Origin of the sequence: Acetobacter aceti NBRC 14818, from assembly GCF_000193495.2 — a bacterium.
Lineage (GTDB): Bacteria > Pseudomonadota > Alphaproteobacteria > Acetobacterales > Acetobacteraceae > Acetobacter > Acetobacter aceti.
Genome location: NZ_AP023410.1, coordinates 1,101,272 through 1,126,770, shown reverse-complemented (window position 1 = coordinate 1,126,770; position 25,499 = coordinate 1,101,272). Strand labels below are relative to the sequence as shown.

24 protein-coding genes and 1 pseudogene are annotated in these 25,499 nt (G+C 54.7%); 14 read left to right on the top strand and 11 right to left on the bottom strand.

Annotated elements, in window-relative coordinates:
- Positions 1-253: 253 nt before the first annotated feature.
- Positions 254-1,011 (bottom strand): annotated as a pseudogene (locus EMQ_RS05065) (IS5 family transposase).
- A 914-nt stretch (positions 1,012-1,925) separates the two neighbouring features.
- On the opposite strand from EMQ_RS05065, the gene EMQ_RS05060 reads away from it, so the two are divergent.
- The 6 genes from EMQ_RS05060 to EMQ_RS05035 all read left to right on the top strand — a co-directional run bounded on the left by EMQ_RS05060 (position 1,926) and on the right by EMQ_RS05035 (position 8,177).
- Positions 1,926-2,750 carry an IS5-like element IS12528 family transposase gene (locus EMQ_RS05060; protein ID WP_081617470.1) on the top strand — a complete coding sequence of 275 codons (825 nt, stop codon included), beginning with the start codon at positions 1,926-1,928 and terminating at the stop codon, positions 2,748-2,750.
- A gap of 268 nt (positions 2,751-3,018) precedes the next feature.
- Positions 3,019-4,086: an NAD-dependent epimerase/dehydratase family protein gene (locus EMQ_RS05055; RefSeq protein WP_018308366.1), complete on the top strand. Its 1,068-nt coding sequence runs from the start codon at positions 3,019-3,021 to the stop codon at positions 4,084-4,086.
- Between the two features lie 98 nt (positions 4,087-4,184).
- Positions 4,185-4,964 (top strand): glucose-1-phosphate cytidylyltransferase, encoded by a 780-nt coding sequence (gene rfbF, locus EMQ_RS05050; RefSeq protein ID WP_010669118.1) that lies wholly within the window; start codon positions 4,185-4,187, stop codon positions 4,962-4,964.
- Between the two features lie 62 nt (positions 4,965-5,026).
- On the top strand, positions 5,027-6,385 hold the full coding sequence (locus EMQ_RS05045) for an NAD(P)H-dependent oxidoreductase (RefSeq protein WP_010669117.1): 1,359 nt from the start codon (positions 5,027-5,029) through the stop codon (positions 6,383-6,385).
- Complete coding sequence (gene rfbC, locus EMQ_RS05040) at positions 6,372-6,920, top strand: dTDP-4-dehydrorhamnose 3,5-epimerase (RefSeq protein WP_026200196.1); 549 nt, start codon at positions 6,372-6,374, stop codon at positions 6,918-6,920. Before EMQ_RS05045 ends, rfbC begins: the two co-directional genes overlap by 14 nt.
- Positions 6,921-7,103: 183 nt before the next feature.
- Positions 7,104-8,177, top strand: coding sequence for a DUF707 domain-containing protein (locus EMQ_RS05035; RefSeq protein WP_010666306.1), 1,074 nt, complete (start codon positions 7,104-7,106; stop codon positions 8,175-8,177).
- Between the two features lie 139 nt (positions 8,178-8,316).
- Here the strand turns inward: EMQ_RS05035 and EMQ_RS05030 are convergent, their stop codons facing one another.
- The 7 genes from EMQ_RS05030 to hemB form a co-directional block, all read right to left on the bottom strand.
- Positions 8,317-9,021, bottom strand: coding sequence for an SIMPL domain-containing protein (locus EMQ_RS05030; RefSeq protein ID WP_010666307.1), 705 nt, complete (start codon positions 9,019-9,021; stop codon positions 8,317-8,319).
- Positions 9,018-9,428, bottom strand: a complete 411-nt coding sequence (locus EMQ_RS05025; protein WP_010666308.1) for a hypothetical protein — start codon at positions 9,426-9,428, stop codon at positions 9,018-9,020. The genes EMQ_RS05030 and EMQ_RS05025 overlap by 4 nt, the downstream gene beginning before the upstream one ends.
- On the bottom strand, positions 9,425-10,999 hold the full coding sequence (locus tag EMQ_RS05020; RefSeq protein WP_010666309.1) for a sensor histidine kinase: 1,575 nt from the start codon (positions 10,997-10,999) through the stop codon (positions 9,425-9,427). The genes EMQ_RS05025 and EMQ_RS05020 overlap by 4 nt, the downstream gene beginning before the upstream one ends.
- A gap of 127 nt (positions 11,000-11,126) precedes the next feature.
- Entirely contained in the window at positions 11,127-11,807 is a 681-nt protein-coding gene (locus tag EMQ_RS05015; RefSeq protein WP_010666310.1) for a winged helix-turn-helix domain-containing protein, read from the bottom strand.
- Between the two features lie 195 nt (positions 11,808-12,002).
- Positions 12,003-12,734 (bottom strand): arginyltransferase, encoded by a 732-nt coding sequence (locus EMQ_RS05010; protein ID WP_018308368.1) that lies wholly within the window; start codon positions 12,732-12,734, stop codon positions 12,003-12,005.
- Between the two features lie 125 nt (positions 12,735-12,859).
- A complete protein-coding gene (locus tag EMQ_RS05005; RefSeq protein ID WP_010666312.1) occupies positions 12,860-13,807 on the bottom strand; it encodes a hypothetical protein in 948 nt (315 codons plus the stop codon).
- A 197-nt stretch (positions 13,808-14,004) separates the two neighbouring features.
- Positions 14,005-15,000, bottom strand: a complete 996-nt coding sequence (gene hemB / locus EMQ_RS05000) for a porphobilinogen synthase (protein WP_010666313.1) — start codon at positions 14,998-15,000, stop codon at positions 14,005-14,007.
- A 533-nt stretch (positions 15,001-15,533) separates the two neighbouring features.
- Between hemB and EMQ_RS04995 the strand changes: the two genes are divergently transcribed.
- The 8 genes from EMQ_RS04995 to EMQ_RS04960 all read left to right on the top strand — a co-directional run bounded on the left by EMQ_RS04995 (position 15,534) and on the right by EMQ_RS04960 (position 21,562).
- Complete coding sequence (locus EMQ_RS04995) at positions 15,534-16,763, top strand: amine dehydrogenase large subunit (protein WP_010667144.1); 1,230 nt, start codon at positions 15,534-15,536, stop codon at positions 16,761-16,763.
- Positions 16,760-17,308 carry a MauE/DoxX family redox-associated membrane protein gene (locus tag EMQ_RS04990; RefSeq protein ID WP_231367994.1) on the top strand — a complete coding sequence of 183 codons (549 nt, stop codon included), beginning with the start codon at positions 16,760-16,762 and terminating at the stop codon, positions 17,306-17,308. The genes EMQ_RS04995 and EMQ_RS04990 overlap by 4 nt, the downstream gene beginning before the upstream one ends.
- The gene (locus tag EMQ_RS04985; RefSeq protein ID WP_010667142.1) at positions 17,305-17,910 is read left to right on the top strand and encodes a thioredoxin domain-containing protein; all 606 of its coding nucleotides are present in this window, start codon (positions 17,305-17,307) and stop codon (positions 17,908-17,910) included. Before EMQ_RS04990 ends, EMQ_RS04985 begins: the two co-directional genes overlap by 4 nt.
- Positions 17,897-18,457 carry a methylamine dehydrogenase light chain gene (locus EMQ_RS04980; RefSeq protein ID WP_010667141.1) on the top strand — a complete coding sequence of 187 codons (561 nt, stop codon included), beginning with the start codon at positions 17,897-17,899 and terminating at the stop codon, positions 18,455-18,457. Before EMQ_RS04985 ends, EMQ_RS04980 begins: the two co-directional genes overlap by 14 nt.
- A 26-nt stretch (positions 18,458-18,483) precedes the next feature.
- Complete coding sequence (locus EMQ_RS04975; RefSeq protein ID WP_010667139.1) at positions 18,484-18,960, top strand: c-type cytochrome; 477 nt, start codon at positions 18,484-18,486, stop codon at positions 18,958-18,960.
- The gene (locus EMQ_RS04970) at positions 18,938-19,486 is read left to right on the top strand and encodes a c-type cytochrome (protein WP_010667138.1); all 549 of its coding nucleotides are present in this window, start codon (positions 18,938-18,940) and stop codon (positions 19,484-19,486) included. Before EMQ_RS04975 ends, EMQ_RS04970 begins: the two co-directional genes overlap by 23 nt.
- A gap of 90 nt (positions 19,487-19,576) precedes the next feature.
- Positions 19,577-20,938, top strand: coding sequence for an outer membrane beta-barrel protein (locus EMQ_RS04965; protein ID WP_010667137.1), 1,362 nt, complete (start codon positions 19,577-19,579; stop codon positions 20,936-20,938).
- Between the two features lie 24 nt (positions 20,939-20,962).
- Positions 20,963-21,562 (top strand): thioredoxin domain-containing protein, encoded by a 600-nt coding sequence (locus tag EMQ_RS04960; RefSeq protein WP_010667136.1) that lies wholly within the window; start codon positions 20,963-20,965, stop codon positions 21,560-21,562.
- Between the two features lie 80 nt (positions 21,563-21,642).
- On the opposite strand, the gene EMQ_RS04955 is transcribed toward EMQ_RS04960, so the two are convergent.
- From EMQ_RS04955 to EMQ_RS04945, 3 genes are read right to left on the bottom strand one after another with little or no spacing between them, the layout of a single operon-like run.
- A complete protein-coding gene (locus EMQ_RS04955) occupies positions 21,643-22,887 on the bottom strand; it encodes a cytochrome c (protein ID WP_010667135.1) in 1,245 nt (414 codons plus the stop codon).
- The gene (locus EMQ_RS04950; protein WP_018308369.1) at positions 22,884-25,040 is read right to left on the bottom strand and encodes a xanthine dehydrogenase family protein molybdopterin-binding subunit; all 2,157 of its coding nucleotides are present in this window, start codon (positions 25,038-25,040) and stop codon (positions 22,884-22,886) included. The genes EMQ_RS04955 and EMQ_RS04950 overlap by 4 nt, the downstream gene beginning before the upstream one ends.
- On the bottom strand, positions 25,037-25,498 hold the full coding sequence (locus tag EMQ_RS04945) for a (2Fe-2S)-binding protein (protein WP_018308370.1): 462 nt from the start codon (positions 25,496-25,498) through the stop codon (positions 25,037-25,039). The genes EMQ_RS04950 and EMQ_RS04945 overlap by 4 nt, the downstream gene beginning before the upstream one ends.
- Position 25,499: the final 1 nt, after the last annotated feature.

Here is a 25,499-nt window from a genome sequence, read left to right as displayed (position 1 = left end):
CCAGTCTTGCAAGTGCAGAATCCTGCCGCCGTGATTGCTCATCCACCTGAAGAACAAGATGGCAGAAGTCGTCGGAAATCCAAAGATTAATGTTAAAACAATCCGTGAGTAAAAAGCTTTTTACGTAATCCATGCCAGCCCTTAGAGGTCAGTGCGCCCACAGCGCAGGACCCGCACAATGCTATACGCACCGGAACGTCGCATGACGACATGCACAATCCTTAAAACGCCGACAGCTAGGCGGGATCGACATTCAGCGTAGCCATATCATGGCAGCGGCGAGATGGACGAAGCCTGTGAAGTGGATGGTGCGTCGGTCGTAGCGGGTAGCGAAGCGACGGAAATGCTTAAGGCGTCCAAAGCAGCGTTCGATCTGGTTGCGATGCTTGTAGATGCCTGCGTCGTGCGAGATGGTGACCTTGCGATTGCGCTTGGATGGGATCACCGCCTCGGCGTTCATGTCTGCGATCCGTTTGCGTAAGTCGTTGCCGTCATACGCTTTGTCGGCAAGAACCGCTCCACCTCGCCGACCTTCGAGCAGATCGGACGCGGAAGCGATGTCGCTGGCCTGCCCAGGCGTGATACGGAAACGCAAAGGCCGGCCGAACGTGTCGGCGAGCATGTGGATCTTGGTCGTCAGTCCACCTCGGGAACGCCCCAGCGCCTGATCCTTGGCCCCCCTTTTCCGGTCGCGGCCTGCTGGTGGGCGCGAACGATGGTGCTGTCGATCATCAGATACGTGTTATCGCGGTCTGCCGTCAGCGCCTCGAATACCCGCTCCCACACGCCGGCATGGCACCAGCGGCTGAAACGCCGATGCACCGTCTTCCACTTGCCATAGCGTTCCGGCAGATCGCACCAATGGGCGCCAGAGCGCAGCACCCACAAGCATCCGTTTACGAACAAACGGTTATCCCCACTCGTTCGGCCGGGATCAGACGCCTTGCCCGGAACCAGCGAGGCAATCCGCGACCACTGCGTCTCGCTCAACTCATACCGTTTGATCCCCATCATTCGCTCCGCGCCTCAACACGGATGCCTATGAATCAGCCTTCACCCCATTTGGGAATCCTGAATGTCGATCCCTCCTAAATCTACGATCCCAATCCGATACTCATAGGAACCGCAGTCATAGGATATGCGGCAAGGCTTGCATTGCTCTTGCCTGCAAGCATGTTCCTATTCCCACTATACGAGCGATCATTATTGTCTTCATCCGAAGTGTTATTACAAAAAAGACGAGATCAAATAAAGGCAAACACATGACAGATCGCGTCATGCACGGCCATCACCATGATCGCCTTTCTTTCAAAGAAAGAAGAATAATCAACCCACACTACACCAACGTCCCATTCAGACGTCACGCCCTACATTTGCGTGATTATAGTAAAAAGGAAATGTCGATGAGGCGATTGAGCGATCACGAAATAGAGAGTGTGATCACAAGAATCCGTACTAAATATATGGTAAATTCTGTAAAGATGCTGGTTTATTATTTATTAAAATCAATTAATTTAATTTTTTTTATTCAATAAAATTAATAAGTTATAAGGCGTCGCAGTATGCGGCGCGATGTCATTCTATAGTGTTGTTCGCTACATTTTTGATGACATGCTTTCTATTTTATGTGTAACGTAGCTGCATATCCGGTTATTCTTAAAAATAAATAAAAACATGTGAAAGCGAAGAAGGTCCGGATCAGTTTCTAAGATAAGGAATAAACGAAAATAATACGACGGAAATTGATGTCAGTTTCTGATGATATTAGATAGTTTGTAAGTTTTTTGTATATTCCTAAAATAGTTGTGTTTAGGTTTAATTTTTCTGTTCCAGATGAATTATGGTTTGGATTGATCTCTAAGAGCCCTTTTGGAAATTCGCTATGATAGGTTTTCAAGAGGTTTTGAGCGTGATTCAAAGGCAGGATGTGGACGCCAGCACAACGAGGCCGCATGGCCGAAATTACACGCAAGACGAAACGCTATCCGTCTGATCTGACAGATGAGGAATGGGAGCGCATAGCGCCTCTGATGCCCCCTGCGAACCGGCGTGGTCGGAAACGGACAACCGATTTCCGTGAGATCATCAATGCTCTGCGCTATCTCGTGCGCTCAGGCTGCGGTTGGGAGATGCTTCCGGTTCATTTTGGCCCATGGCAAACGGTTTACTGGTGGTTCCGCAGGCTGATGCGCCGTTTCCTGTTCCAGACCATTCATGATGTCTGTCTGATGCTTGATCGTGAAGCGGCAGGACGCGAAACCAGTCCATCGGGTGGTGTCATTGATAGCCAGAGTATCAAGGCACCCCACGCAAAGACACGTGGTTATGACGCAGGCAAGAAGATCGTCGGTCGGAAACGTCACATCGCAGTTGATACGGATGGCCGCCTTCTCCTGGTCCAGCTGACAACAGCCGATATTTCGGACAGTGCAGGAGGACAGATGATCCTTGATGCCATTCGTAAACGCTGGCCTTGGGTGAAGCACCTGTTCGCCGATGGAGCCTATGACCGCCTCCAGTTGATGGATAAGGCCACTTTTCTCGACTTCACAGTCGAGATCATCCGGCGGTCAGAGACAGCAAAAGGGTTTGAAATCCTGCCGCGTCGGTGGGTTGTGGAACGGACCTTCGGTTGGATGATCCGCTGGCGTCGCCTTGTGAAGGACTACGAACAGCGGATCGACGTCGCAGAGGCCATGATCCACATCGCCATGGGAAGCCTCATGCTACGCCGAAACGCTCATCCGTGAATTTCCAAAAGGGCTCTAAAACAAATGAAGTCTACTCTGTTTTATTACTTTTATTTTTAAGTGAGTATTTATATTTACCTTCAGTGTGTAGAGAAAATATAGGTATTTATTTCAGAAAGCCATGTTTGTAGAAATCTTTTTTGTAAATTGTCACATGTCACCGCAAGTATATTTTTTGAGAGGTCAATAATGTCGCTACAAAGCCACAGGGTTGCTGACGTAACTGATTGAAATTCGGCTCTTTTGATACAAGTGAGAGAAGGCGAACATGCGAGTTCTGATCGTCGGAAATATGGGTTACGTGGGGCCTGCCGTCTCGGCGCAGTTAAGGCGGACATGGCCACAGAATGTATTACATGGTTTTGACAATGCTTACTTTGCTCATTGCCTCACAGGAGTTGCGCGTCTGCCCGAGAGAGCCCTTGATACCCAGTTTTTTGGAGATGTCAGGGATTTTTCAGATGGATTTCTTGCAGGTTACGATGCTGTCGTTCAGCTTGCCGCAATTTCGAACGATCCCATGGGGGACAGGTTTCAGGATGTCACGCTCGACATCAATCAAAATGCAACGGTAGCCTTGGCGCGGGCTGCATCTGCGGCCGGTGTAAAACACTTCGTCTTTGCATCCAGTTGCAGTATTTATGGAGTTGCCGAGGGTGGTCCCCGCAGGGAGAGGGATCCGCTCAACCCGGTTACTACTTACGCAAAATCCAAGATCGGTGCGGAAAAAGCACTGGAGCAGATTGATAGCGCCATGACAGTCACTTGTCTGCGTTTCGCCACAGCCTGCGGTATGTCGGATCGCCTTCGACTGGATCTTGTGCTGAACGATTTTGTCGCTTCTGCGATGGTTACTGGAAAAATAAGCATTCTTTCGGACGGAACGCCCTGGAGACCGCTGATTGACACACTTGATATGGCCCGGGCGGTGGACTGGGCGGTGAGTCGTTCGCCAGATAATGGCGGACGTTATCTGGTCGTAAACGTAGGCAGCGATGAGCGGAATTATCAGGTCCGTCAGATTGCTGAGGCTGTCGCCCAGGCCTTGCCGGGCACCGCGCTAAATATAAACAAAAATTCAGCAGTTGATAGCCGATCGTATCAGGTCGATTTCGGTTTGTACAAGTCACTGGCGCCCAATCACCAGCCCAAGATGACTCTTGAGGATTCGATTTCTCATCTTAAATCCGGTCTGGTCGGAATGGGCTTTGAGGACAAGGAATTTCGCGATTCAAGCCTGATACGACTGAAAGTTCTGGAGAGCCATATGGCTGCCGGACGACTCAATCGTTCTCTTGTCTGGCGATGCGAGGAGCAATCCCAATGTAATTACTGAATTTGAATATCCCCATCCTTGATAGTCACCAGCTGAAAACAGCTCTGTCTTCAAGGTAATCGCTTTAAAAATGTTTTGCGGCAAAAGGAAAAAAATAGATGAAGGTCGCAATTCTTGCTGGTGGTTTCGGTACAAGGCTCAGTGAAGAGACAATGATCCGCCCCAAGCCTATGGCTGAAATCGGCGGACGACCAATACTCTGGCATATCATGAAGATATATTCCCATTATGGGTTCTCTGATTTTGTCATTCTTGGTGGTTATCGCATAGATTTCATACGTGATTATTTCATGCGCTATCGCTCTTCGCGCAGCGATTTCACCATAGACCTCGGCACGGGGGATGTGCGCTGGCTGGAAGCCCAGACCGACAACTGGCGCGTCACAATACTGGATACAGGACTGGAATCCCTGACAGGTGGACGCATTCTCCGTGCACGTCGTTATCTTGAGGACAGTACGTTCTGTCTCACTTACGGTGATGGTGTAAGTGACGTGAATATTGCTGATCTTTTGGCATTTCATCGGTCGCGTGCCGCTTGGTGTACACTGACAGCCGTAGTGCAGCCCGGTCGCTTTGGCGCGCTGGAGCTTACTGATAATGCGATGTCGGTAAGCGGCTTCGGTGAGAAGCGCGCCGGTGATGGTGGATTGATCAATGGCGGTTTCTTCGTATGCGAACCGCAGGTTCTCGACCTAATCGATGACGATCTGACGACATGGGAAGCAGAACCGATGAGCAGGCTGATCGAGCGAGGGAAGCTGTCGAGCTTTGTGCATGATCGGTACTGGCAAAATATGGACACCCTGCGTGACAAGCAGGTTCTGGAGGCCACATGGGCAACGGGGGCTGCCCCGTGGAAAGTCTGGTCCGACTGAGAATGTCCCGACGAAAACCACTCTGTCCTAGAACTTCATAGTAATAAATCTGGAGCCGGAACATGATTATTGTCGATACGGCATTAAAGCGTCGCGAAGCCGAAGGGCGGCCAGTGACAGTAGCCCTGATTGGTGCAGGGACGCAGGCGAAGGCCATCGCGCGCACCATTGAAACAGCCACACCCGGGATGCGCGTAGTGGCTGTTTGCAACCGTACACGCGCCCATGGTGAAGCCCTGTTTGAAGAGTTGGGACTTGAGCCAGTGTGGTGTCCGGACGCTCAGTCGCTTGAACGTGCCCTTGCGTCTGGGCAGCGGGTAGTGACCAGCGATCCGGTGCTTCTGGCTCAGGCCAGTGGAATCGATGCGATCATCGAGGCGACTGGTTCCATGGAATACGCTGCCAGAGCAGCGCTGGCAGCGATCGAAGGTGGCAAACATCTGATTCAGGTAAACGCGGAGCTTGATGGAACGGTTGGCCCTATTCTGAAAAAGAAAGCTGACCTCGCCAACGTCGTCTATACCGCGGGCGATGGTGATCAGCCGGGCGTCATGATGAATCTGGTTCGCTTCATGAAGGGGATCGGCGTGCGTCCGGTTTTGTGCGGCAGCATCAAGGGACTCTACGATCCTTATCGCACGCCGGACACGCAGATATCCTTTGCGGAAAAATGGGGTCTGCAGCCTGCCATGGCGGCATCTTTTGCTGATGGAACCAAGATCTCCTTTGAGCAGACAGTGATTGCCAATGGCACAGGTATGAAAGTAGCCCAGCGCGGCATGCTTGGTCCCGATTTCTCTGGCGGCAATCCTGATACGCCATTGGTGCCGCTTGAAGATGTTGCGAAAGCTTTTTCTCCACTTCTGGACGCACATCTTGCGGCGGGGGGACCTGGAGTGGTCGATTATGTGATCGGGGCACGACCAGGGCCGGGTGTTTTTGTGCTTGGGACGATGGATGACGTAAAGCAGCGTCATTTTCTGAATTATTACAAGATGGGACCGGGGCCCTATTATTGCTTCTACACCCCGTTTCATCTGTGTCATTTTGAAGTTCCTGGGTCTGTGGCGCGCGCCGTTCTGTTCGGCGACGCGACGCTTGCGCCGCAAGCTGGCCCTGTTGTCGGCGTTATCGCTCTGGCCAAGAAAGACCTGGTCCCGGGTGAGACAATCGCCGAACTCGGTGGTTTCGAAGCCTATGGAATGATTGAAAATATCGAAACCATAAGAGCGGAAAATCTTATTCCTCTCGGTCTTGCCATAGGTTCTACGGTTCGTAGACACGTTCCTCGTGATCGCCCTTTGACCTTTGCAGATATTGATCTGCCGGAAGGAAGAACCATCGATTGTCTTTATACCGAGCAGGAGAGGGAGTTTGCACCACGCGAGATGATCATGGAGGGTGCCTGTGATCTTTCATGAAACCACACTGAAGGATGCCATGATTATCGAGCCACAACTGATAGAGGATAATCGTGGCTTTTTCTCCCGGATGATGTGCCGGGAGGAATTCACGCAACATGGTCTGATTTCCGATTTTGTACAACATAATATGTCATTTTCACGGAATAAAGGGACGGTTCGGGGACTTCATTTTCAACGTGGCGTTCACGCCGAGGCCAAGCTCATACGATGCACCAGAGGCAGGGTTGCCGACGTAATCGTGGATCTTCGTGGAGATTCCGTGACCTATCTGAAACACGAGTCTTTTGTCCTGAGTGCAGAAAATCATCATATGCTGTACGTTCCACCCGGATTCGCTCACGGATTTCAAACACTTACTGATAATACAGAGGTTTTTTATCCTGTGAGCGCAGCTTATACGCCCAGCGCGGAAGGAGGGTTGTGCTACAACGATCCACTGCTTGGGATCTCATGGCCTCTAGAAGTCATTGATTTATCAATTAAAGACGCATCATGGCCGTTTTTGCAGCAGGGGCAGCCTCCAATTTTCTAATGTATTTCCTGCAAAGGCGTCTCATGCTCTGTGAGGAATCTGACGGGAACACGGTGATGTGAATAACCTGAATACTTCCTGTTTCTGCTATAATTTCTCGTAAGCCATATCGGTTTAAATATAGGTTAGTTTCAGGAGATGAAGCCTCGGAATGTCTTCTGTTCCTGATGCCTGGAGTTTCTGATGAAAAACGAAGAAGGGTTTCAGTCTGGAAAAAGACGTTTTCTGGTTCTCGCGCGTGTCGGAGAGGATTCATTGCATCGTGAATGGATTGCGGATGACACAACGCCACGCAACTGGGATCTTCAGCTGAATGTCTATGCAAAAGACCATTCGCTTTCTTTCGATGGCGATCTGCCTACCGTCTTTGACTATGGAACGAAATGGGACAGTATAGCCCGTCATTTTAAAGCAAATCCTGAACTGCTTGATCGTTATGACTATATCATGCTTCCGGATGATGACTTGCGGATGAAGTCCGCTGATATAAGCAGACTATTTGATATTGCGGTGGAACACGATCTCACCATGGCGCAGCCGGCCATGACACATGATAGCTACGTCTCCCACGAGATTGTCTTGCGCGTACCCGGCTTTCGGTTGCGATACAGTAATTTTCTCGAATCAATGTCCTGCTGCATCAAGTCTTCGTATCTGCGCACGCTCCTACCGATGTTCGAGCGGCATTTCACGGGATGGGGAACTGATCTCATCTGGACAATGCTCATGGAGGATCCGGCCTTCCGTGCGGCAATCGTCGATGAAGTACCTATGGTTCATGTCCGCCCGCTTTACAGCGGTCCCATCTATGTGAGTTTCACCAAGGACGGAATCGATCCGCGTCAGGAAGTACGCCTTCTGACGAGTTGCTTCGACAACTATTCGAGGTTCAAGCATGTCTACGGAGGCTGGTTGACCAACGGTCGGCGGGTGGGGGATTTTGAAACGCGTATTCGCAATGCAATCGCGCTTTTGCGGATTGCGCCACGTATGCAACACCCAAGGAGAACAGTCTTTAAATCGTTTTGGCTGGTAGTCTGGGCATTTACCAAAGCAGGATATCGTCCGGAGCAGCTTCGAGCCATAGCCGGTACTGAGATGGCTCTTCTTGGGCTGGGGAAAAGGGCGTCGGTCGCGCGCGGAGAGGCTGACAGCGTTATCGATGCTTCGGCAACGCGCGACACCGTCATTTCTGGGCTGGAGGAGAACAGTATGGCCACACCGCCAACATTCCAGAGCTTGAATTTACCTAGCTGAACAGTGAACTGTAACGCTCCATCACGGATCCGACCAACTGAACGATTGGATGGTTTGGAGATTGCATGAAATCACGAAAGACGGCTCTGGATGCTTGCGAGAAAGGCCTTAACTGTGGAGGAAAATAAACCCTCTGTGTTTATTGAGGTTTCAATATAACTGTCGCCCGAATGGTGGCGCTCACCGTCTGGTCTTCCGAACGCATGGTGGGAGCAGCCATCGCAGCGCGCGCCATAAAGGCGACCGGACGGGCTGTCAGCGGTTCACCGACTGAAATGGAAGAGATTGACGCCACTCTCAAACCAAGATCGCCAGCAATCTCATTGGAACGGCTGCGCAGATCATCGACTGCCTTTTTCTCTGCCTGCCGATACAGGTCTTTCTGATGTTCCGGGGAAAGGGACCATGACACGCCTTCGAGCAGTAATCCGCTGGCCTGAAGCTTGCCGACCAGATCCAAGAGGGCAGAGGCATCCTTGGCTTTGATCTGGATGGTCTGTCGGGCGGTCCAGCTTGAAGGTTTGTTGTCCTTGCGATTTTCCGACACGTCATAGGAATCGGTGAGAACCGTAAACCCTGAGATTTTTTCAGCTTTTGTCACCGCATTATGCGCAGCATCGTTGGTGCGGGCCTGCGCGTCCACAGCCTTTGTCGCTTCATTCTGTACAAGCAGGGTTGCTGTCACCAGATCGGGAGCGGCATCGACGGACCCGGAACCCGTTACATTCAGGCGGGTCGTGTTGTCAGGTGTTGCCGGCTCGGCAGCATAAGTTGCCCCGACCGATACACTGCCCATCAGGGCTATCCCGCAGGTTACAAGATACAGCGATTTTGAAGGGATCATTGGCGAATATTCCTGCCTTTGAGAATGGCGAGAGCTTCCCTCAGCCGGGTGACGCCCAATCTGACATAGCCCTGACTACACAGGCGCTGGCCTTCTTTTCTGAGCGCTGTGACATCAGTTTCGGAATGGGACTGTGCGTTGTATGTGTCAATCGTGCGCATCAGTCGGGAGCAGTAATCCCGACTGTCGGATGTGACTTCCATCCCCACTTCAGTAGGTGAGGTGTCACCCCGTTCTGCTGTCTGAACGATGGAGGCGACATTCGTACCCCGAGAGAGATCTCTCTCGGTCAGGGGCTTGTCAGGAAAGAGCGTATGAACGGATGATTCTCCGGTCTGCGCCGCGGCTGCTCCACATAGGCCGATCAGCAGAATCGGCGCCGCAATTAAAAGTATGATCCGTATCATGATTGAGACATTAACAGATCGGGTCTGTCTTGCGGATGGTAAGTCCGTGAATCCTCCGTCATATCTGTATCCTGCTTTTTGCCATCATCCTCAGGAAGCGGCAGATACATTCTCACGCAAAGACCGGGACTGCGGGAATAAAATTGCAACACACCGCCGTGAAGCTGGACGATAGCCTGTACAAGTGAAAGACCAAGGCCGGAACCCGGTGTATTTCGGGCGGCGTCAGCACGGAAGAAGCGCTCGGACGCCCTCTCCATGTCTGCGTCCGTCATGCCCTGTCCCTGATCGCTGACGTCGATTGTGACGATCCGTCCGCCCGCCCGATCGGCGGGGGCGGGGTTGAAGCCGGTAGCGACAGCAACGGTTATGGTGCCATCATCTGGCGAAAACTTGATGGCGTTATCAATAAGGTTTGAAACCGCCTGCTGAATCATCGAGCGATCGCCGTAGAACTGAAGATGTTCCGGCGCACGCAGAACGATTCTACTGCCCTGATCATCGGCCAGCGGTTCGTAAAGCTCCACAATATCACTGAGCACAGGCATGAGATCGAAAGTTGCAAAAGCCGACCGTCTTGAGCCCGCTTCGATCTGTGCAATTCTCAGAAGGGCTTCGAACACGGCTGTAATATTGTCGAGGTCGCTGACGCCTTCTTCAATGGCGGCACGTAAAGCGTGTTCATCCTTGGCGTGCAGGGCGGCATATTCGAGCTGCGCACGTGCACGTGTGATGGGCGTGCGCAAATCATGGGCGATCGCATTCGAAACCTGCTTCACACCGTCCATCAGGCGTTTGATGCGATCAAGCATCTCATTGATGGCTTCAGCAACTTCATCAATTTCATCACCACGCCCGGAAAGAGGGATCCGACGGTCCATATCGCCGTGGGCAATGGCGGAGGTCGTACGCGCAATCGAGGAAATCATGCGCCTGAACATGCTTCGGACGAAAAAGGCGCCGATGAATGTCAGGATGGTAATGACGCCCCATGCCCAGAACAGGGTGTCGGTGAGCAGGTGACGCAGCGTCGACCTTCCGCGAACATCTCTTCCGACAAGAAGCCGATAGTGCTTGGGAAGATCAAAAGACTGGACTTCGGCAACGCCCCGGACACCGGCCCGTTTGATGGTGAGCTGATACCAGACGTTGCTCATGGCCACGGCTTCCGGCCATGCGGGAAGATTGCCCGCTATACGCTCGCCCTGCGGGTCCACCAGCAGATACAGGGCGTCATCATCGACATTGTCTTCCAGTCGATCTTCAATAGTGAGCGCCAGCGCCGAGAGACCGCCATCCGACCACCGTTCGGAAAGGGCGCGCGCATCGGCTGCGACGGACGCTTCCACCTGTCGCTGCAGGAGGCTCGCGGTTCCCCACCAGATAACCGAGAGAAACAGCCCGGCAGAAACCCAGAACAGGACAGCATAGCCGAGAGCAAAGCGGACACCGGCCGATCTCAGGCCACCGATATGGTAACGCAGCGCCTTGAGCGAGAGACGAGGGAGTCGAAATCCACGGCGGGGTGCGGAAAGGTCCTGCTCATCAGATTCACTGGGGCCGGATATCATAAGTCAGCCACCATGAATTGGCAGGAAAATGGAAAGAGGCCATCACGCACGATCAGTATCCCGACTGGCGAAAACCGATGAAAGGAAGAGGGAAAAGCTGCAACCTTTCACCGGGTTACTGAAAAGGTCAGTCAGCCCGGAGCATGTAGCCCGCGTTCCGGACAGTGTGGATCAGCGGTTGTTCAAACGGTTTATCCACTTTCTGACGCAGACGGGACACATGGACATCAATCACGTTCGTCTGCGGGTCGAAGTGATAATCCCACACGCCCTCAAGAAGCATCGTGCGCGTGACAACCTGTCCGGCGTGGCGCATCAGAAACTCAAGCAGGCGGAATTCTCGTGGCTGGAGATCAATTTTCTGCCCTTCGCGTTTCACGGTTCGGGACAGAAGATCCATTTCAAGGCCACTGATTTCCAGCTTGGTCTGAGGGGCTGACTCATTGCGGCCCCGTCGTCCAAGGGCTTCGACACGGGCCAGAAGCTCCGAGAAGGCGAATGGCTTGGTCAGATAATCATCACCCCCGGCTTTGAGGCCGGCAACGCGGTCGTCCACGTCAGCCAGAGCGGAAAGAATCAGCACCGGAGTCGCGTTGGCCTGCGAGCGCAGCGTCTCAAGGATGCGGAGACCGTCGATGCCGCCGGGTAACATGCGATCAAGGATGATCACGTCAAACTTTTCACTGACGGCAAGGAACAGGCCGTCCTTGCCATTGTCGGCCTGCTCGACGAGGTGGCCTGTCTCGGTCAGGCCCTTGGCGACGAAACCACGGACTGTCGGATCATCCTCAACGAGAAGTATGCGCATAAAACCTGATCTCCGATGCTGCGACGGGTCGCATACTGAATTTAAGCGAAAGATTAGAGAGAGTTGCAGTCCCTGTCACGGGAGGGGGCCTCTGCCGTTTGCCGCAACCCCGGTTTCCTGCCGAAAAGAGGTCTTACATGAGGTGTTATTCATGTAACGGCGAGGTTGGCTTCATGCTCCCGACCTTGGTGGATTTCAGGCGAGGTCCTGCTCGCCGAGGTCGCGCCAGCTGCCGCGGGATAAAATCTCGGCGGGGCGGAAGTTGGTCTTGTAGGCCATTTTGCGGCTCTGGGCGATCCAGTAGCCGAGATAGACATAGGGCAGGCGTCGCCGTCTGGCGTGCTCAATCAGCCAGAGAACCGCAAAACTGCCGAGAGACCGCGCGCTATCGGTTGTATCGTAAAAACTGTAGACCGCGGATAGTCCGTCGCTCAGTGCATCCACCAGACTGACCGCCATAAGGTGATTTTCCGGCGAGCGGAACTCCACCATGAACGTGTCGATGGGGGTATCCTCAATCATGGAGCGATAATCGGCGAAATTCATGCTGGCCATGTCGCCGGTTGCATGTCGGGCAAGCTGATACTGGCGAAACAGCACAAATTGCTCGGCAGTTGCCTTTGCGGGAACCTGAAAGCCTTGCAGATCGGAATTGGCTTTGAAGACGCGTTTCTGCGTGCGGCCGGGAGTAAATCGCTGAACGGGAATACGGATCGGGACACAGGCGTTGCAGCCGTTGCAGACGGGTGCGTAGGCAATGGCGTGACTGCGACGGAAGCCAGCGCGTGACAGCCGATCATGTAGCGTTTCCGCATTGGGGCCGGAAAGATCGGTGACGACCTTCCGCTCCATCCGATCCGGCAGATAGGGGCAGGGCTGGGGGGCGGTCGTATAGAAAAACTGCGGGTGCCGAGACGAAAAAGTCATCAGTCTTCTGCCTCCCGCATTGCTGTGTGTCCTGCTCCAGACCGGTCCGGCCGGGCAGGTCACAGATAATGGCGAACTGCCACGTCCTCCGTCAATTGAAGACCGGGTATGTCCTCATTCTTTTCTCAGAGTTGATACGCCACGCCAAGGCGGAGTTGAACGCCATTTCGCCAGGACAGGTCATTGTTAGACACGGAATTATGAAATGAGTAGATGTTGTAGTCGTAATTGAGTCTGGTACGACCGTAGTTCAGGTATGTATAACGCACGCCGCCAGTCAGATGGAGACGGTCGGTCATGCGATAATCAAGAGCAATATCACCGCTCCATTCAGACCGTGAGCCCTGTTTGAAGTTTTGATTGTGATAGTAATCATGCACTTCCAGATATTGCGCCCAGCCAGCGCGGCCCCGGATGACAAGTCGTGAGGTGATGGCATAATCAATGTGCAGAGCCATGCCTACATAACCCTTGCCGTAAGCCGTAAATGAGTCTTCTGCACCCGCACGATAACCGCCCTGTATGGTCGGGGTGATGAGCAACTGGTCGTTCAGAAGCAGAAAGCCTTTACCGATTTCCCCCGTCACATTGATGTTGGAGCGGTTCGCTCCGAAATTGTAGCGGCCTGACCGGTGACGCGGGGCATAATCTGAACCTGAAGTTCTGGAGCCATATTTGCCGCTGGCCTCGATCGTGCCGTCGTCCAACGTAAAGCTTGCGGCAGCGTAAAGGTGCTTCAGGATACTGGTATCAAACATGTACTGGGCATCGGCCCGGAAACCGGGTGTCCAGCCGGTGGCGTGATCCCGCCCCGTGTCGTTTCGGCTGCCATAACCCCCATAGGAATCATTATAGGTAGACTGCTGCCCATATTTATTGGTCACATCCTGAAAATTACCCGTCACAGACAGACCGATCTCCCGATTGACGGCGACAACGGCCGGAGGAGCAGCGCAGGCTGCGCCGATCATCGAAAAAGTAAGCGTTGCGGCTGTCAGGCAGGTCAGAAAGGTAGTCTTGCGGATCATCAGGCTCAGGGCTTTCACCAGCGTTGGAACGTTGGTGAACCGCATGCCACATGTATCAGCGTAGTTACATTGTGATTAAAAGCGTCACATAAGATGTTTGTTTTTAAGTCACTGATTTAATTTGCATTCCAGATTTGGGGGGTGTGTAATGTTTTGAAGTGTTGCGATTTCGTCACTGTAAATGGCAGTATCGACAGACGGAATTTCCGCTGTCGATACAGTGTTCTGGTCCTTGATTTCTTTTACTGCGCCTTGATGCGCTGGGCGGCCTCAATGGCGAAATAGGTCAGGATGCCGTTCGCACCGGCCCGCTTGAAGGCCAGCAGGCTCTCCATGACAGCCCGCTCATGGTCCAGCCAGCCATTCTGGATGGCCGCCATCAGCATCGCGTACTCGCCCGAGACCTGATAGGCGAAGGTCGGCACGGAGAAGCTGTCCCGCACACGTCGGATAATGTCGAGGTAGGGCATGCCCGGCTTGACCATGACCATGTCCGCGCCTTCGAGAAGATCCGTCTCGACTTCGCGTAGAGCCTCGTCCGAATTGGCCGGATCCATCTGATAGGTTTTTTTGTCACCCTTCAGAAGACCACCAGAGCCGAGAGCGTCACGGAACGGACCGTAAAACGCGCTGGCATATTTGGCGGCGTAGGACATGATGCGGGTGTTGATCAGGCCATTCTCGTCCAGATCACGACGAATGGCTTCGATGCGACCGTCCATCATGTCGGAGGGAGCGATGATGTCGATGCCGGCGGCTGCCTGATTGGTCGCCTGAACTTTCAGGATATCAACGGATTTATCGTTGACGACATATCCGTCCTGAATGATCCCGTCATGGCCATGATTGGTATAGGGATCGAGAGCGACATCGCCGATCAGTCCCATGTCCGGAAATTCTTTTTTCAGCAGACGGGCAGCCCGACACATCAGATTGTCGGGGTTGAGTGCTTCGGTTCCGGCTTCGTCACGTACCTCGGACGGGGTGATGGGGAACAGGGCCAGTGCGGGAATGTCCAGCTTGGCCGCTGTTTCAACATGCGCCGCTAATCTGTCGAGAGTGACGCGCTGCACACCGGGCATCGACGCAACATCCGTAACGGAGTTGCTGCCTTCCATCACGAAGATCGGCCAGATCAGGTCATCAATGGAAAGACTGCTCTCGGCAACCAGTCTGCGGGTGAAACGGTCCTGCCTGTTGCGGCGCAGGCGTGTCAGCGGAAAACGACCGACGGTCATGACAACTCCTCTTGTCCCGTTGGATACCGCAATCAGGGCGATAGGCACGGTGTGAACACACATGATTCCCGTCAGGCCCGAGCAGACGCTCTCGAGCCATACAGAAACGTGGCTAAAGCAGACCGAGGCGGCGTCAGGCCGCACGGGATATGCTTCTTACAGCCAGAGGATTATGCGCCCGGCTGGCGGGTTTGCAAAATCTCCATCAGGGATGCCTGATCTGACTGCAATGACAGTAAACGGAGAGGTCAGTCTGCCGGATAATTGATTCTGAAAGGAAATATTCTGGTTTAAAAATGATACAGGTCCGGCTGTTCCCAAGGTATTCATTATATCCAGTGGGAATGGGACATTTTTCTTCGGGAAGTGATCAGCTCCACACTGTTATCGGATATTTCGATGTAACAGGTACAGATTAACCTATATCTGTGGGGTTTCTGTATCTTTGGAGAAAATAAATAGGGGTAATGCTGATTCGTCTTGCAGAAATGCGACAGTCGCGTCATATCTGAATCATTGCGAAACCGATAGAAATGAGTCTCATGACGTTCCCGCATTCGCGTAATACGAAGAGCAGTCGCGCTGCTTTTCTCCGTTCTTTACTGGGCGGGGTCGCTCTTCTTGCAGCAACAGCCTCGGCGCGGGCAGACGAACCCATTCCCCAGACGGAACAAAGCGATATTGCAACGCTGGCCCCATGGTCGCCTCATACGATTCTGGTCGTGGATGCGGTGTATCAGCATGGCAAGGATGGCCGCGCCTATGTGGTGGACGCCGACAAGGGGCGTCTGCTGGGAATGGTGCAGGCTGCCTATAACCCCAATGTCGTTCTGTCGCCTGACGCAAGCCATTTCTTTGTTGGTGAAACAACATGGGAACGCGGCAATCGCGGTGAGCGTAATGATCTGCTGGCTGAATATGAAAGCAGCACGCTGAAGATCGTTGCTGACGAAAAGCTTCCGTCCCGTGCGCTGGTCACGCCCAAGCGCAACAACCTCGCGATCAGTGCGGACGGGTCTCATGTCTATGTTTACCAGATGAGCCCCGGTAGTGCGGTCGAAGTGGTGGATACTGCGTCCCATAAGGTCACGCAGACGGTCGATGTGCCGGGTTGTGCGTTGGTTTACCCTTGGGGCAATAGCGGTTTTTCCTCGCTCTGTGCTGATGGCACGCTGGCCAATGTCAGCATCGGCGCTGACGGCAAGCCGTCCATGACGCATAGCGCAGCTTTCTTTGAGCCTGACCACGACGGTATCTTTGAGCAGAGCCCGTCCGTGACCAAGGACGGTATGGCCTGGTTCATCAGCTATACCGGCAAGGTTTATGAAACGAAGCTCGGAGCGGATGCTGTTGTGAGCAAGCCATGGTCCCTGCAGGAAGGGGCTGGCATGAAGGCGGCGCCGGACTCGTCCAAGCCTTTCGAGGTGACATGGCGTCCGGGTGGCTGGCAGATGTCCGCCCTGCACAAAAGCAGTCACGAACTGTATGTGCTGATGCACAAGGGACCGTTCTGGAGCCACAAGGAAGCCGGCTCGGAAGTCTGGGTCTACGACACCGAAACGCACAAGCGTGTTCGCCGCATGTCCCTGCCCACGCCGAGCCCGATGGTTGGCGTGACTCAGGATGATCATCCGCTGATGTTCACAACGGACGAAGACACGGGCGATTTTTATATCCTCGATGCGAAAACCGGCAAGCAGGTGCACAAGATGAAAGCCCTTGGCGGTTCGTTGATCTTCACGGTTGCACCCGGTGAAGGATGAATGCCGCCTCTCTCATGATGGGTGGACTTTCTGCCCTCTGTGCCGGAGGGGTGGGGATCATGTTTCTTGTCGCTGGAGTGTCCAAGCTACGGGAACATGACCTCTTTCTTGGAACGCTGTCGTCCTACCGGCTCCTTCCCGCATGGTCTCTTGAGGCTGCTGCGTGGGGGCTGGGTGCGGCAGAGGTGCTTGCTGGTCTGATGTTGCTGTCCGGTGTCAGGCAGGCCGTCGGGGGTGTTGTTGCCGCTGGGCTTCTGGTGCTCTTCGCTGTAGCGATGGGTGTCAACGTCATGCGGGGACGTACCGATCTGTCCTGTGGTTGCACGCCGGGACAGAAAGGCGAGACGCTTTCCAGGTCACTGGTGTTGCGGACGCTGGTTTGTGCGTTGCCCGCACTGCTGCCTGTGATGGCTGGAGTGGCGCCTTCTGTCAGTGTCCAGCTTGAAGGCGTCGCTTGTGGCGTGGCTCTGTGGGTGCTCTGGCAGGCGCTGCGTGTTCTGCCGGATGTGTCGCTCAGTGATGCGACAGGAGGAGAGCGGGCATGATGGTCGCTCTTCTCATCTGGCAGGGCTTTCTGACGGTTCTGGTGCTGGTCCTTGCTGTGACGCTGCTCGCGCTCGCACGCCAGATCGGTGTTCTTCACGAACGCACCGCGCCGATTGGCGATCAGGAAGCGCGGCCGGGACTGGATGTCGGGCAGACTGTTCCGAGACTGGTTCTGCACACGCTGGAAGACAAGCCGGTTATGATCGGTGACGCCCTGCAACCGGGACATTACCAGATGCTCCTGTTCGTGGCACCTGAATGCCCGGTCTGCAAACGCGTGATTCCCGTTGCGCGTGAGGTGGCCGCTTCCAGAGGGTTCGAGTTTTTGTTTGTCGGGGACGGTCCTGTTCCCGAACTTCAGGATATGGTGGCCAGCCGCCCTGAGATGCAGGGTGTTCCGCTTCTGACGGGAGTGGAGCTTGGGCTGGTCCTGCAAATCAACCGTCTGCCTGCTTTGGTGCTGCTTGATGAGCGCGGCGTCATCCGGGTCAAGGATATTGTGAATACACGCCGTCAGATCGAGGATTTGCTGGACACTGTTCCGGTGGCTCCGAAAGTCGAGCGGGTGGAGACAGGAGTGATTTCTCATGCTGCCGTCTGAAAAGAAACAGGGTTCAATGCTGGATCGTCTGACAGAAAGCGTTCTTCGGCGGATCGCCGGGCGTACCTCGCGCCGCGATGTGCTGACAAAGGTCGGTGGCGCTGTTGCGGCGGCTCCGGCATTCATGCTGCTGCCGGTCAGCCGCGCTGACGCGGCGACTGCAAAGCCCAAGGCGCAGTCACCGTTTGCTGCGAAAGCACAGGCCAAGGATGATCTGGCCTGCGATTACTGGCGTTACTGCGCCATCGACGGCAATCTCTGCACCTCCTGCGGTGGCGGCACCCATACATGTCCGCCGGGAACCGCGCCGTCACCCACTTCATGGATCGGAAGCTGCTATAATCCGCAGGATGGCAATTCCTACATGATTGCCTATCGTGACTGCTGTGGTCAGGACTCCTGTAACGAGGTGACCTGCCTCAATACGGATGGTGATCAGCCGTCCTATCGCCCGATGGCCAACAACGACATCATATGGTGTTTCGGAACGGGAACATCGGAGATGTACAATTGCTCGACCGCAGCCGTGGTCGGCAGGGCATCGTAAGACTCCAGAAGCAGATTGTAGTGATAATGAAGAAAATTCTCCTTTCCCTGAGTGCCGCGGCCCTTCTTGTCGGCGGCACGGCCATCTCCGGCAACGCGCATGCCGCAGCAGACGGACAGCAGCTTTACACAGCGAATTGCAGCCTGTGCCATCAGGCCAGCGCCGCAGGTGTTGTCGGACAGTTTCCCCCGCTCAAGGACCGTATCGGCACGATTGCTTCCACACCGGAAGGCAAGGCGTATGTCACGCACGTTCTGCTCAACGGTTTGTCCGGCATGATCAAGGCTGGGGGTAACCCTTACATGGGCTACATGCCGTCCTTTGGTGCGCAGAGTGACGAGAATATTGCGGCCATTCTGACCTATGTTGCGTCTCTCAGCGACGTAAAGCCTGCACCGACTTTCTCTGCTGATGAGGTGAAGAAGGAACGTGCGTCTTCCCTGACGCCTGCGGCTGTTCTTGAAGAGCGAAACAAGTTGAATGCTGCGCATCCTGTCCCCTGAGAAAGCGGGATTGCGGCGTTCAGTTTTCGGAGCGGCTCTCATGCTGCGGGTCGTTCCGGTTCTGATGCTGATCGCAGGAAGTGGGTTCTTCCTGTCCGGTGTTTCCCATGCGAAGGATTCCGTGGAGCACGCGACTGTGCTTGACCACACCAGCGTGACCTATCTGTCTCATTGCGGCGGGTGTCACGGTATTGAGGGCGTGTCGGGAAACAGCTTTGTTCCCACTCTGCGCAACGCTGTCGGTGGGTTTGCCTGCACGGACGAAGGGCGCGCCTATCTGATCCGTGTGCCCGGTGTGTCGATGTCGCTCATTCGGGACGATCAAACCCTCGCGGATGTCATGAATTTTGTCATGTTCCGTCTGGCGGGAACCAGTCTGCCGAAAGGATTCCGACCCTATACGGCAGCCGAGATTCATCAATGGCGGGGAGAGCCTTTATCGGTTCCGGATTTCATGGCGCAGCGGGGGCAGACCCTTGAACGTTCTCTGGCAGCCTGTGCCCAGAAGACTGCAAAGAAACTGTAAAAATAAAACGGTCGCTCATCTCTGTAATCTTCTGGATACCGGGACGTCGCTGACCAGCCAGTATGATGTCAGATAAGGAGTGTTCCGCACATGGCTTTTCGTCCCCGTCTCTCCATTGGTGCGTATTTTGCACTCCAGCTTGTTTCGCTGCCTGCTTTTGCTCAGGAGCGACTGACACCGGAAGAGTCGGGACGTCCTCTGGTCGGTGAGGAGACGGAAGCCGAGAAAGCTGATGCTGCCAAGGTGGACGTGAATCTTCAACCGCCCGGAAGCCATAGCTGGTTTGATGATCTCGAAGGTCACATTGTTGTTGAAGCCGGTGTGAACGGCAACCCCTGGACCCATACAGGGCGTAACTGGGCGCAGTCCTATGTCGATCGCGCCAATACCGCGACGCTGAACCAGATTACTGGCACGCTGTCTCATCCGGTTTCCGAAATCGGCGCCGGATACGGGCTCGGCTTCACATTTGAAGTCCTGTACGGCTCGGACGCCCGTTTCAATCCGACCATTGGCATGGCTGATGGTGCCATCACCGGTATGTACCAGTTTGCACCTACACAGGCGCATATCGATGCGCATCTTCCCTGGTTCACAAAGGATGGCGTCGATCTTCAGATCGGGCAGATGTACGGCATGCAGGGTGTGGAAGGGACGGATGCTCTGGAACGTCCATTCTACAGCTACAACTACTCGTCTGACTTCATCGTGCCGTTTGAGGTGGTGGGTGTGACGGCCACAGTCCATCTGGCGGATCACTTCGACTGGATACTCGGCGTGAACGCCGGTAACTCGACGTCATTCGGTGGTGCGAAAAACAACAGTCGTCCAAAAGGATATTTCGGTTTCCAGTCAAACGGCCTTCTCGATGGAAAACTGGATATTTCGGCTCTTGCCTATGTCGGACCACAGCAGAGCGTGTACGCCATTGGTCGCGACGCCAATCATGAGATGGAATATATCGGCGATATCATCGCATCCTATAAAATCAATGATAAGACGACATTTACTCTCAATGGCACATATTTTCATGACGATTACCTGCAGGACGATGTTTACGGCGTCACAGCCTATTTCGCCCATGACTTCTATCCCTGGCTGACATTCAATGCCCGGGGAGAAATTTTCCGTGACAATAATGGTGGTGTCATCGGCAACAACACTTCGACGATGTCCTACATCAACGAGTTGCGTGGTCGGGCCTATCCGTACGATTATGCTGCCGGGACTACCTATGGCGCACTGACCGTGGGTGTAGCCTATCGTCCGCAGTTCCTGCATCTGCCAAAAGGCAGCCTGACCATTCGTCCGGAACTGCGTCTGGACAAGTCGTTGAATGGAACAAGGCCTTTCAATCGCGTGTCGCCCACGGATGATCCAACCATCAACTATGCGAACAACGGCACCAACAACATGTTCTGGTTCAGCTGTGACGCAATCTGGGCATTCTGAAGTCTGCAGGCTGGAGGCGGGACGATGACAGCACTGATCTGTGTCAATGTGCTGCTGACGGTGGTGGTGCTGGCGACGCTTTTTGTGACCTGGCGATTGACGCATCAGGTCAGGCAGCTTTTTAAGGAAGTCGCACCGGCAGGAGCGCTGACAGGATCAAAAGGCCCTCAGCCGGGAGACAACTGCCCATCGGGACCATTCCGTTTGCTGAACGGAGCGGCTTTCAGTCCAGTTAGCAAAGGTGGTACGACTCTTCTGCTGTTTGTCTCTGCAACATGTCCTGTGTCGCGCAAGATCATTCCGATTGCACAGGACTTCTGCCGGAAAGAACAAGTCGATCTGGTCTTTGCAGGAGATGATGTGCCGGAGGTTCAGCAGCGTTTTGTTCAGCAGTCAGGGATAAAGGCGGATTGCTTTATCAATGATCCCATCATTGGACGTGTGCTGGAGGTCGATAAACTTCCCGCTGCGTTCCTGCTTTCTTCAGAAGGCGTCATACTGTCCCGTGGTCTGGTGAACAGTCGGGAGCATCTGGAAAGTCTGCTGAACGCCTGGGAAAGCGGTTTCACAACGGTGCAGGATTACATCACGCACCGTAAGCGCCAGAAAATTCAGGCGGCCTGACAGGTATTTTCCCCCCAACTATTCTTGTCAGAAACAGAAATCTGCTCTCTGAAAAAGGAAGTTCCAGAGAGCAGGGGATCTTAGTCTGGCTTCTTCGCAAATTCGCTGAAGGCGTGTTCCGAAGGTTTGCCCTCTGTAAAGTGCGTCATCACAAAAGCGGCAATGTCATTCAGGTCTTTCTGGCTGTAATTTCCTCCTGAGAAGGCGGGCATGGGCTGGTTTCCCTTGTCCGTCATCAGGGTCGAGCCATTCATGATGACGTGGAGCAGGTTACGGCCATTGTCCGCGCTCAGGCTACGAGCCCCGGCAATGCTGGCGAAAGCGGACTGGCGACCGCTACCGTCAGGCAGATGACAGCCGCTACAGGCCGATGCGAACAGTCTCGCTCCGTTTGCCTGCTGGGGCAGGGTGGTATCACCGGAAGGAGGCTGGCGTGCTGGTGCCGCACCATCATTGGATGACTGGGGTTTTACATCACGCAGATAGACAATCATGGCGTGAATATCATCGGGTTTCAGATGACGCAGGCTATAGCTGACGACTTCCGCCATATCACCCGATGCCGTTCCGTGGCCATCAGCATGGCCAGTCGCCAGATAGTCAGTCAGCGCCTGATCCGTCCATGCGCCCAGACCGCTGCCTTTGTCAGAGGTGATATTGTAGGCACGCTGACCGTTGACGACATTCCCTGCAAAAGCCTTATCTTTTGACAGGCCGAAAGTTATTGTGCGCGGCGAATGACAGTCAGCACAATGTCCGGGCCCCTCGACCAGATACCGTCCCCGGTTCCATTCAGGCGACTTCTGCGGGTCGTCAGGATAGGACGAGGCCGGACCATTGAGCAGGTTCCAGCCAACCATCAGAGTCCGGATGGAAAACGGGAATTTTACCTGATTGGCTGGTGCTGTGTTGGCAGACGCCGGAACTGTTTCGAGCCACGCCCGAAGATCCTTCATCTCGTCCACGCTCATGCGGGAGTAGGCGGGGTAAGGCATGGCCGGATAGAGATGCTTCCAGCCGGGAGAGACACCCTCTCGCACAGATTTTACGAATTCATCGTCCGTCCATCGGCCAATTCCATGAACCGGATCAGGCGTGATGTTCGGGGAGTAGATGACCCCAATGCCCGGCACATTGAAGGCGCGTCCTCCCGCGAAAGGCGCGCCACCCGGTGCGGTATGGCAGGCCTCGCAGTCTGCGGCGCGGGCGAGATATTCGCCCCGTTCAAGTGAGGAAGCCGTGGCGGCACGAGAGGTCGAGAAGAGACTGGTTCCGGCAAGCAGGGCAAGTGTAAAACAGGAGCGAGAGACAATGCGGCGGTTCATCGTGCTGCTTCCTTTTCCTGATTCCGGCTGGAAAGCAGAGGGAGTGTCCGATAACGATGTCCCTGTGCCGAGGCCATAGCGTTGGCCAGCGCCGGAGCAGCCGCTGCCGTTCCGACTTCTCCAATGCCGCCCGGATCTTCTGTGCTGGCGATCAGGTGAACATCAATGCGTCGTGGGGCTTCGTTCATGCGCATCACACGCCATGTATTGAAATTGTTTTCCTGCACACGACCGTTTTCCAGAGTGATCTCGTTATAGAGCGCCGCGCTGAAACCAAAGATCAAACCGCCTTCAATCTGGGAAATCACCTGATCCGGATTGACGACCTGTCCGCAATCCACCGCTGCTGTCACGCGATGGATGATGACGGTCTCTGGTGTCGGCATCTCGATTTCCGCAACGGTGGCCATGTAGGAGCCGAAGGCGAATTGAAGTGCGACACCTCGTGCCCGTCCTTTCGACACAGGGTCGCTCCAGCCTGAGTCCTTGGCCACCCTGTCCAGAACAGCAACGGCACGAGCATTGTCTTTCGCAAGCTCCCTGCGGTAGGCAACCGGATCAGCACCAGCTTTGACGGCAAGCTCGTCAATGAAGTTTTCCACGACAAATAGACCTCGCGTGCCGCCAACGCCACGCCACCATGCGGTGATGACACCCGGTGCTTCGCGTCTTGCGAATTCAAGCCTGTAAGCATCGTAAGTGTAGGGCGTAATCAGTGTGGCGACGGAAAGATCCTCGTCATAGCCGTCTTTTGTCAGCTCCGGTGGATCCCAGCGGGCGACGACAGCAGGACCGACAATGCGATGTTTCATGGCCGTGATATGGCCTTTTTCATCAAGGCCCGCTGTCACTTCATCGACATAGGCGGGGCGATAGCGGTCGCGTGTAATGTCTTCCTCACGGCTCCAGACAATTTTCAGTGGATAACTCGTCTGTTTCGCAAACTGCACACACTGAGTGATGTATTCATGTTCCAGCCGACGACCAAACCCACCGCCGATATACTGGCTGTGAACCGCGATCTTTTCCTTGGGAAGGCCAGTGACGTCTGCGGCTGTTTCCTGCGCACGGTCAGCAACCTGCGTCCCAACCCAGACATCACAGCCGTCCGGACGGACATGAGCCGTGCAATTGATGGGCTCCATCGTCGCATGGGCCAGCATGGGCTGCTGGTAAACAGCACTGTAAGTGGAATGGGATTTCGCAATGACGGCGTCCGCATCCCCTTTGGGGCTGGGAATGATCGCTGGTCCTTTCAGACCGTCATGCAACTGATCGTAAATTGTCTTTGTGTTGACATGAGCATTGTCGTTCTCGCTCCACACGGGCCGAAGAGCCTGTAGCCCCTTGTGCGCCGCCCAGTAATGCTCGGCCACAACACAGACAGCATCACGCGGTTCGTTGATCAGAACAGCTACAACGCCCCGGACGGCCATGGCGGCGTCACGATCCAGACTGCGGACTGTGCCACCGATGACCGGACTGGCCGCTACCGTTCCGATTTTCTGGCCCGGAACATTGATGTCGATGCCGAAAACCGCAGTGCCGTTCACCTTGATGGCGCTATCGACACGATGCTGTGATTTGCCGATCAGGCTGTAATCGGACGCTGCCTTGAGTGTCGGTTCCTTGGGGAGAGGAAGTTTGGCGGCCTCCGTGGCCAGTTCGCCAAACTTGAAGGTCCGACCGGACGGCGTGTGCGTGACAACACCTGACGCGGCGGTGCAGCTTGTGGGGGGGACATTCCATCGGCTGGCAGCGGCCTGAACAAGCACCGTTCTTGCGGCCGCTCCGGCTTCACGCAGGGGCTTCCACTCGGTCATGATGGAGGTGGAGCCGCCAGTGATCTCGGCGCTGCCGGGAGGGGCGGCCTCAATCTCGATCTGTGCCAGATCGACGCCGAGTTCCTCGGCGATCAGCATGACGGATGACGTATAGATACCTTGCCCCATTTCGATATTGGGCAGGATCAGGGTGATGCTGTTGTCGGGTGTAATGCGGATATAGGCATTGGGTGCAAAGGGAGCCGTGGCGTTTTCAACCAGCATGCCCGTGGACGCGCGCGGTGAAGCCGAGGGCCAAAGTGTCGCCAGAAGCAGTCCACCGCCACCGAAAAGCGCGGCGCGACGGGTGGTGAGAGGCATCCGGGTCATGCCGTTTCTCCCGCCGCCAGATGGATGGCCTTGCGGATGCGCATATAGGTGCCGCAGCGACACATATTGCCGGACATAGCGCTGTCGATCTGCTCATCCGTCGGGTTCGGAACGGTTTTCAGCAGCCCGATCGCCGCCATCACCTGTCCCGGCTGACAGTAACCGCACTGCACAACATCCAGATCGGTCCAGGCTTTCTTGACGGCATGCACGATGGGGTCGGCGTTGTCGACGCCTTCAATAGTGGTGACAGAGCGCTCCCCGATCATGCCGACAGGCAGATTGCAGGCGCGAACAGGATGGCCGTCGAGATGGACAGTGCAGACACCGCACTGGGCGATGCCGCACCCGAATTTTGTGCCGTTCAGCCCCAGCACATCGCGCAAGACCCAAAGCAAAGGCGTGTCAGGATCGACATCGACCGAATGTGTCTGTCCGTTCACGCGCACTGTCTGCATG

Excerpts from the sequence above, each read along its gene's own strand:
- EMQ_RS05060 (WP_081617470.1), top strand. The coding sequence starts at position 1,926 with ATGTGGACGCCAGCACAACGAGGCCGCATGGCCGAAATTACACGCAAG.
- EMQ_RS05055 (WP_018308366.1), top strand. The coding sequence starts at position 3,019 with ATGCGAGTTCTGATCGTCGGAAATATGGGTTACGTGGGGCCTGCCGTC.
- rfbF (WP_010669118.1), top strand. The coding sequence starts at position 4,185 with ATGAAGGTCGCAATTCTTGCTGGTGGTTTCGGTACAAGGCTCAGTGAA.
- EMQ_RS05045 (WP_010669117.1), top strand. The coding sequence starts at position 5,027 with ATGATTATTGTCGATACGGCATTAAAGCGTCGCGAAGCCGAAGGGCGG.
- EMQ_RS05035 (WP_010666306.1), top strand. The coding sequence starts at position 7,104 with ATGAAAAACGAAGAAGGGTTTCAGTCTGGAAAAAGACGTTTTCTGGTT.
- EMQ_RS05030 (WP_010666307.1), bottom strand. The coding sequence starts at position 9,021 with ATGATCCCTTCAAAATCGCTGTATCTTGTAACCTGCGGGATAGCCCTG.
- EMQ_RS05025 (WP_010666308.1), bottom strand. The coding sequence starts at position 9,428 with ATGATACGGATCATACTTTTAATTGCGGCGCCGATTCTGCTGATCGGC.
- EMQ_RS05020 (WP_010666309.1), bottom strand. The coding sequence starts at position 10,999 with ATGATATCCGGCCCCAGTGAATCTGATGAGCAGGACCTTTCCGCACCC.
- EMQ_RS05015 (WP_010666310.1), bottom strand. The coding sequence starts at position 11,807 with ATGCGCATACTTCTCGTTGAGGATGATCCGACAGTCCGTGGTTTCGTC.
- EMQ_RS05010 (WP_018308368.1), bottom strand. The coding sequence starts at position 12,734 with ATGACTTTTTCGTCTCGGCACCCGCAGTTTTTCTATACGACCGCCCCC.
- EMQ_RS05005 (WP_010666312.1), bottom strand. The coding sequence starts at position 13,807 with ATGCGGTTCACCAACGTTCCAACGCTGGTGAAAGCCCTGAGCCTGATG.
- hemB (WP_010666313.1), bottom strand. The coding sequence starts at position 15,000 with ATGACCGTCGGTCGTTTTCCGCTGACACGCCTGCGCCGCAACAGGCAG.
- EMQ_RS04995 (WP_010667144.1), top strand. The coding sequence starts at position 15,534 with ATGAGTCTCATGACGTTCCCGCATTCGCGTAATACGAAGAGCAGTCGC.
- EMQ_RS04990 (WP_231367994.1), top strand. The coding sequence starts at position 16,760 with ATGAATGCCGCCTCTCTCATGATGGGTGGACTTTCTGCCCTCTGTGCC.
- EMQ_RS04985 (WP_010667142.1), top strand. The coding sequence starts at position 17,305 with ATGATGGTCGCTCTTCTCATCTGGCAGGGCTTTCTGACGGTTCTGGTG.
- EMQ_RS04980 (WP_010667141.1), top strand. The coding sequence starts at position 17,897 with ATGCTGCCGTCTGAAAAGAAACAGGGTTCAATGCTGGATCGTCTGACA.
- EMQ_RS04975 (WP_010667139.1), top strand. The coding sequence starts at position 18,484 with ATGAAGAAAATTCTCCTTTCCCTGAGTGCCGCGGCCCTTCTTGTCGGC.
- EMQ_RS04970 (WP_010667138.1), top strand. The coding sequence starts at position 18,938 with ATGCTGCGCATCCTGTCCCCTGAGAAAGCGGGATTGCGGCGTTCAGTT.
- EMQ_RS04965 (WP_010667137.1), top strand. The coding sequence starts at position 19,577 with ATGGCTTTTCGTCCCCGTCTCTCCATTGGTGCGTATTTTGCACTCCAG.
- EMQ_RS04960 (WP_010667136.1), top strand. The coding sequence starts at position 20,963 with ATGACAGCACTGATCTGTGTCAATGTGCTGCTGACGGTGGTGGTGCTG.
- EMQ_RS04955 (WP_010667135.1), bottom strand. The coding sequence starts at position 22,887 with ATGAACCGCCGCATTGTCTCTCGCTCCTGTTTTACACTTGCCCTGCTT.
- EMQ_RS04950 (WP_018308369.1), bottom strand. The coding sequence starts at position 25,040 with ATGACCCGGATGCCTCTCACCACCCGTCGCGCCGCGCTTTTCGGTGGC.
- EMQ_RS04945 (WP_018308370.1), bottom strand. The coding sequence starts at position 25,498 with ATGCAGACAGTGCGCGTGAACGGACAGACACATTCGGTCGATGTCGAT.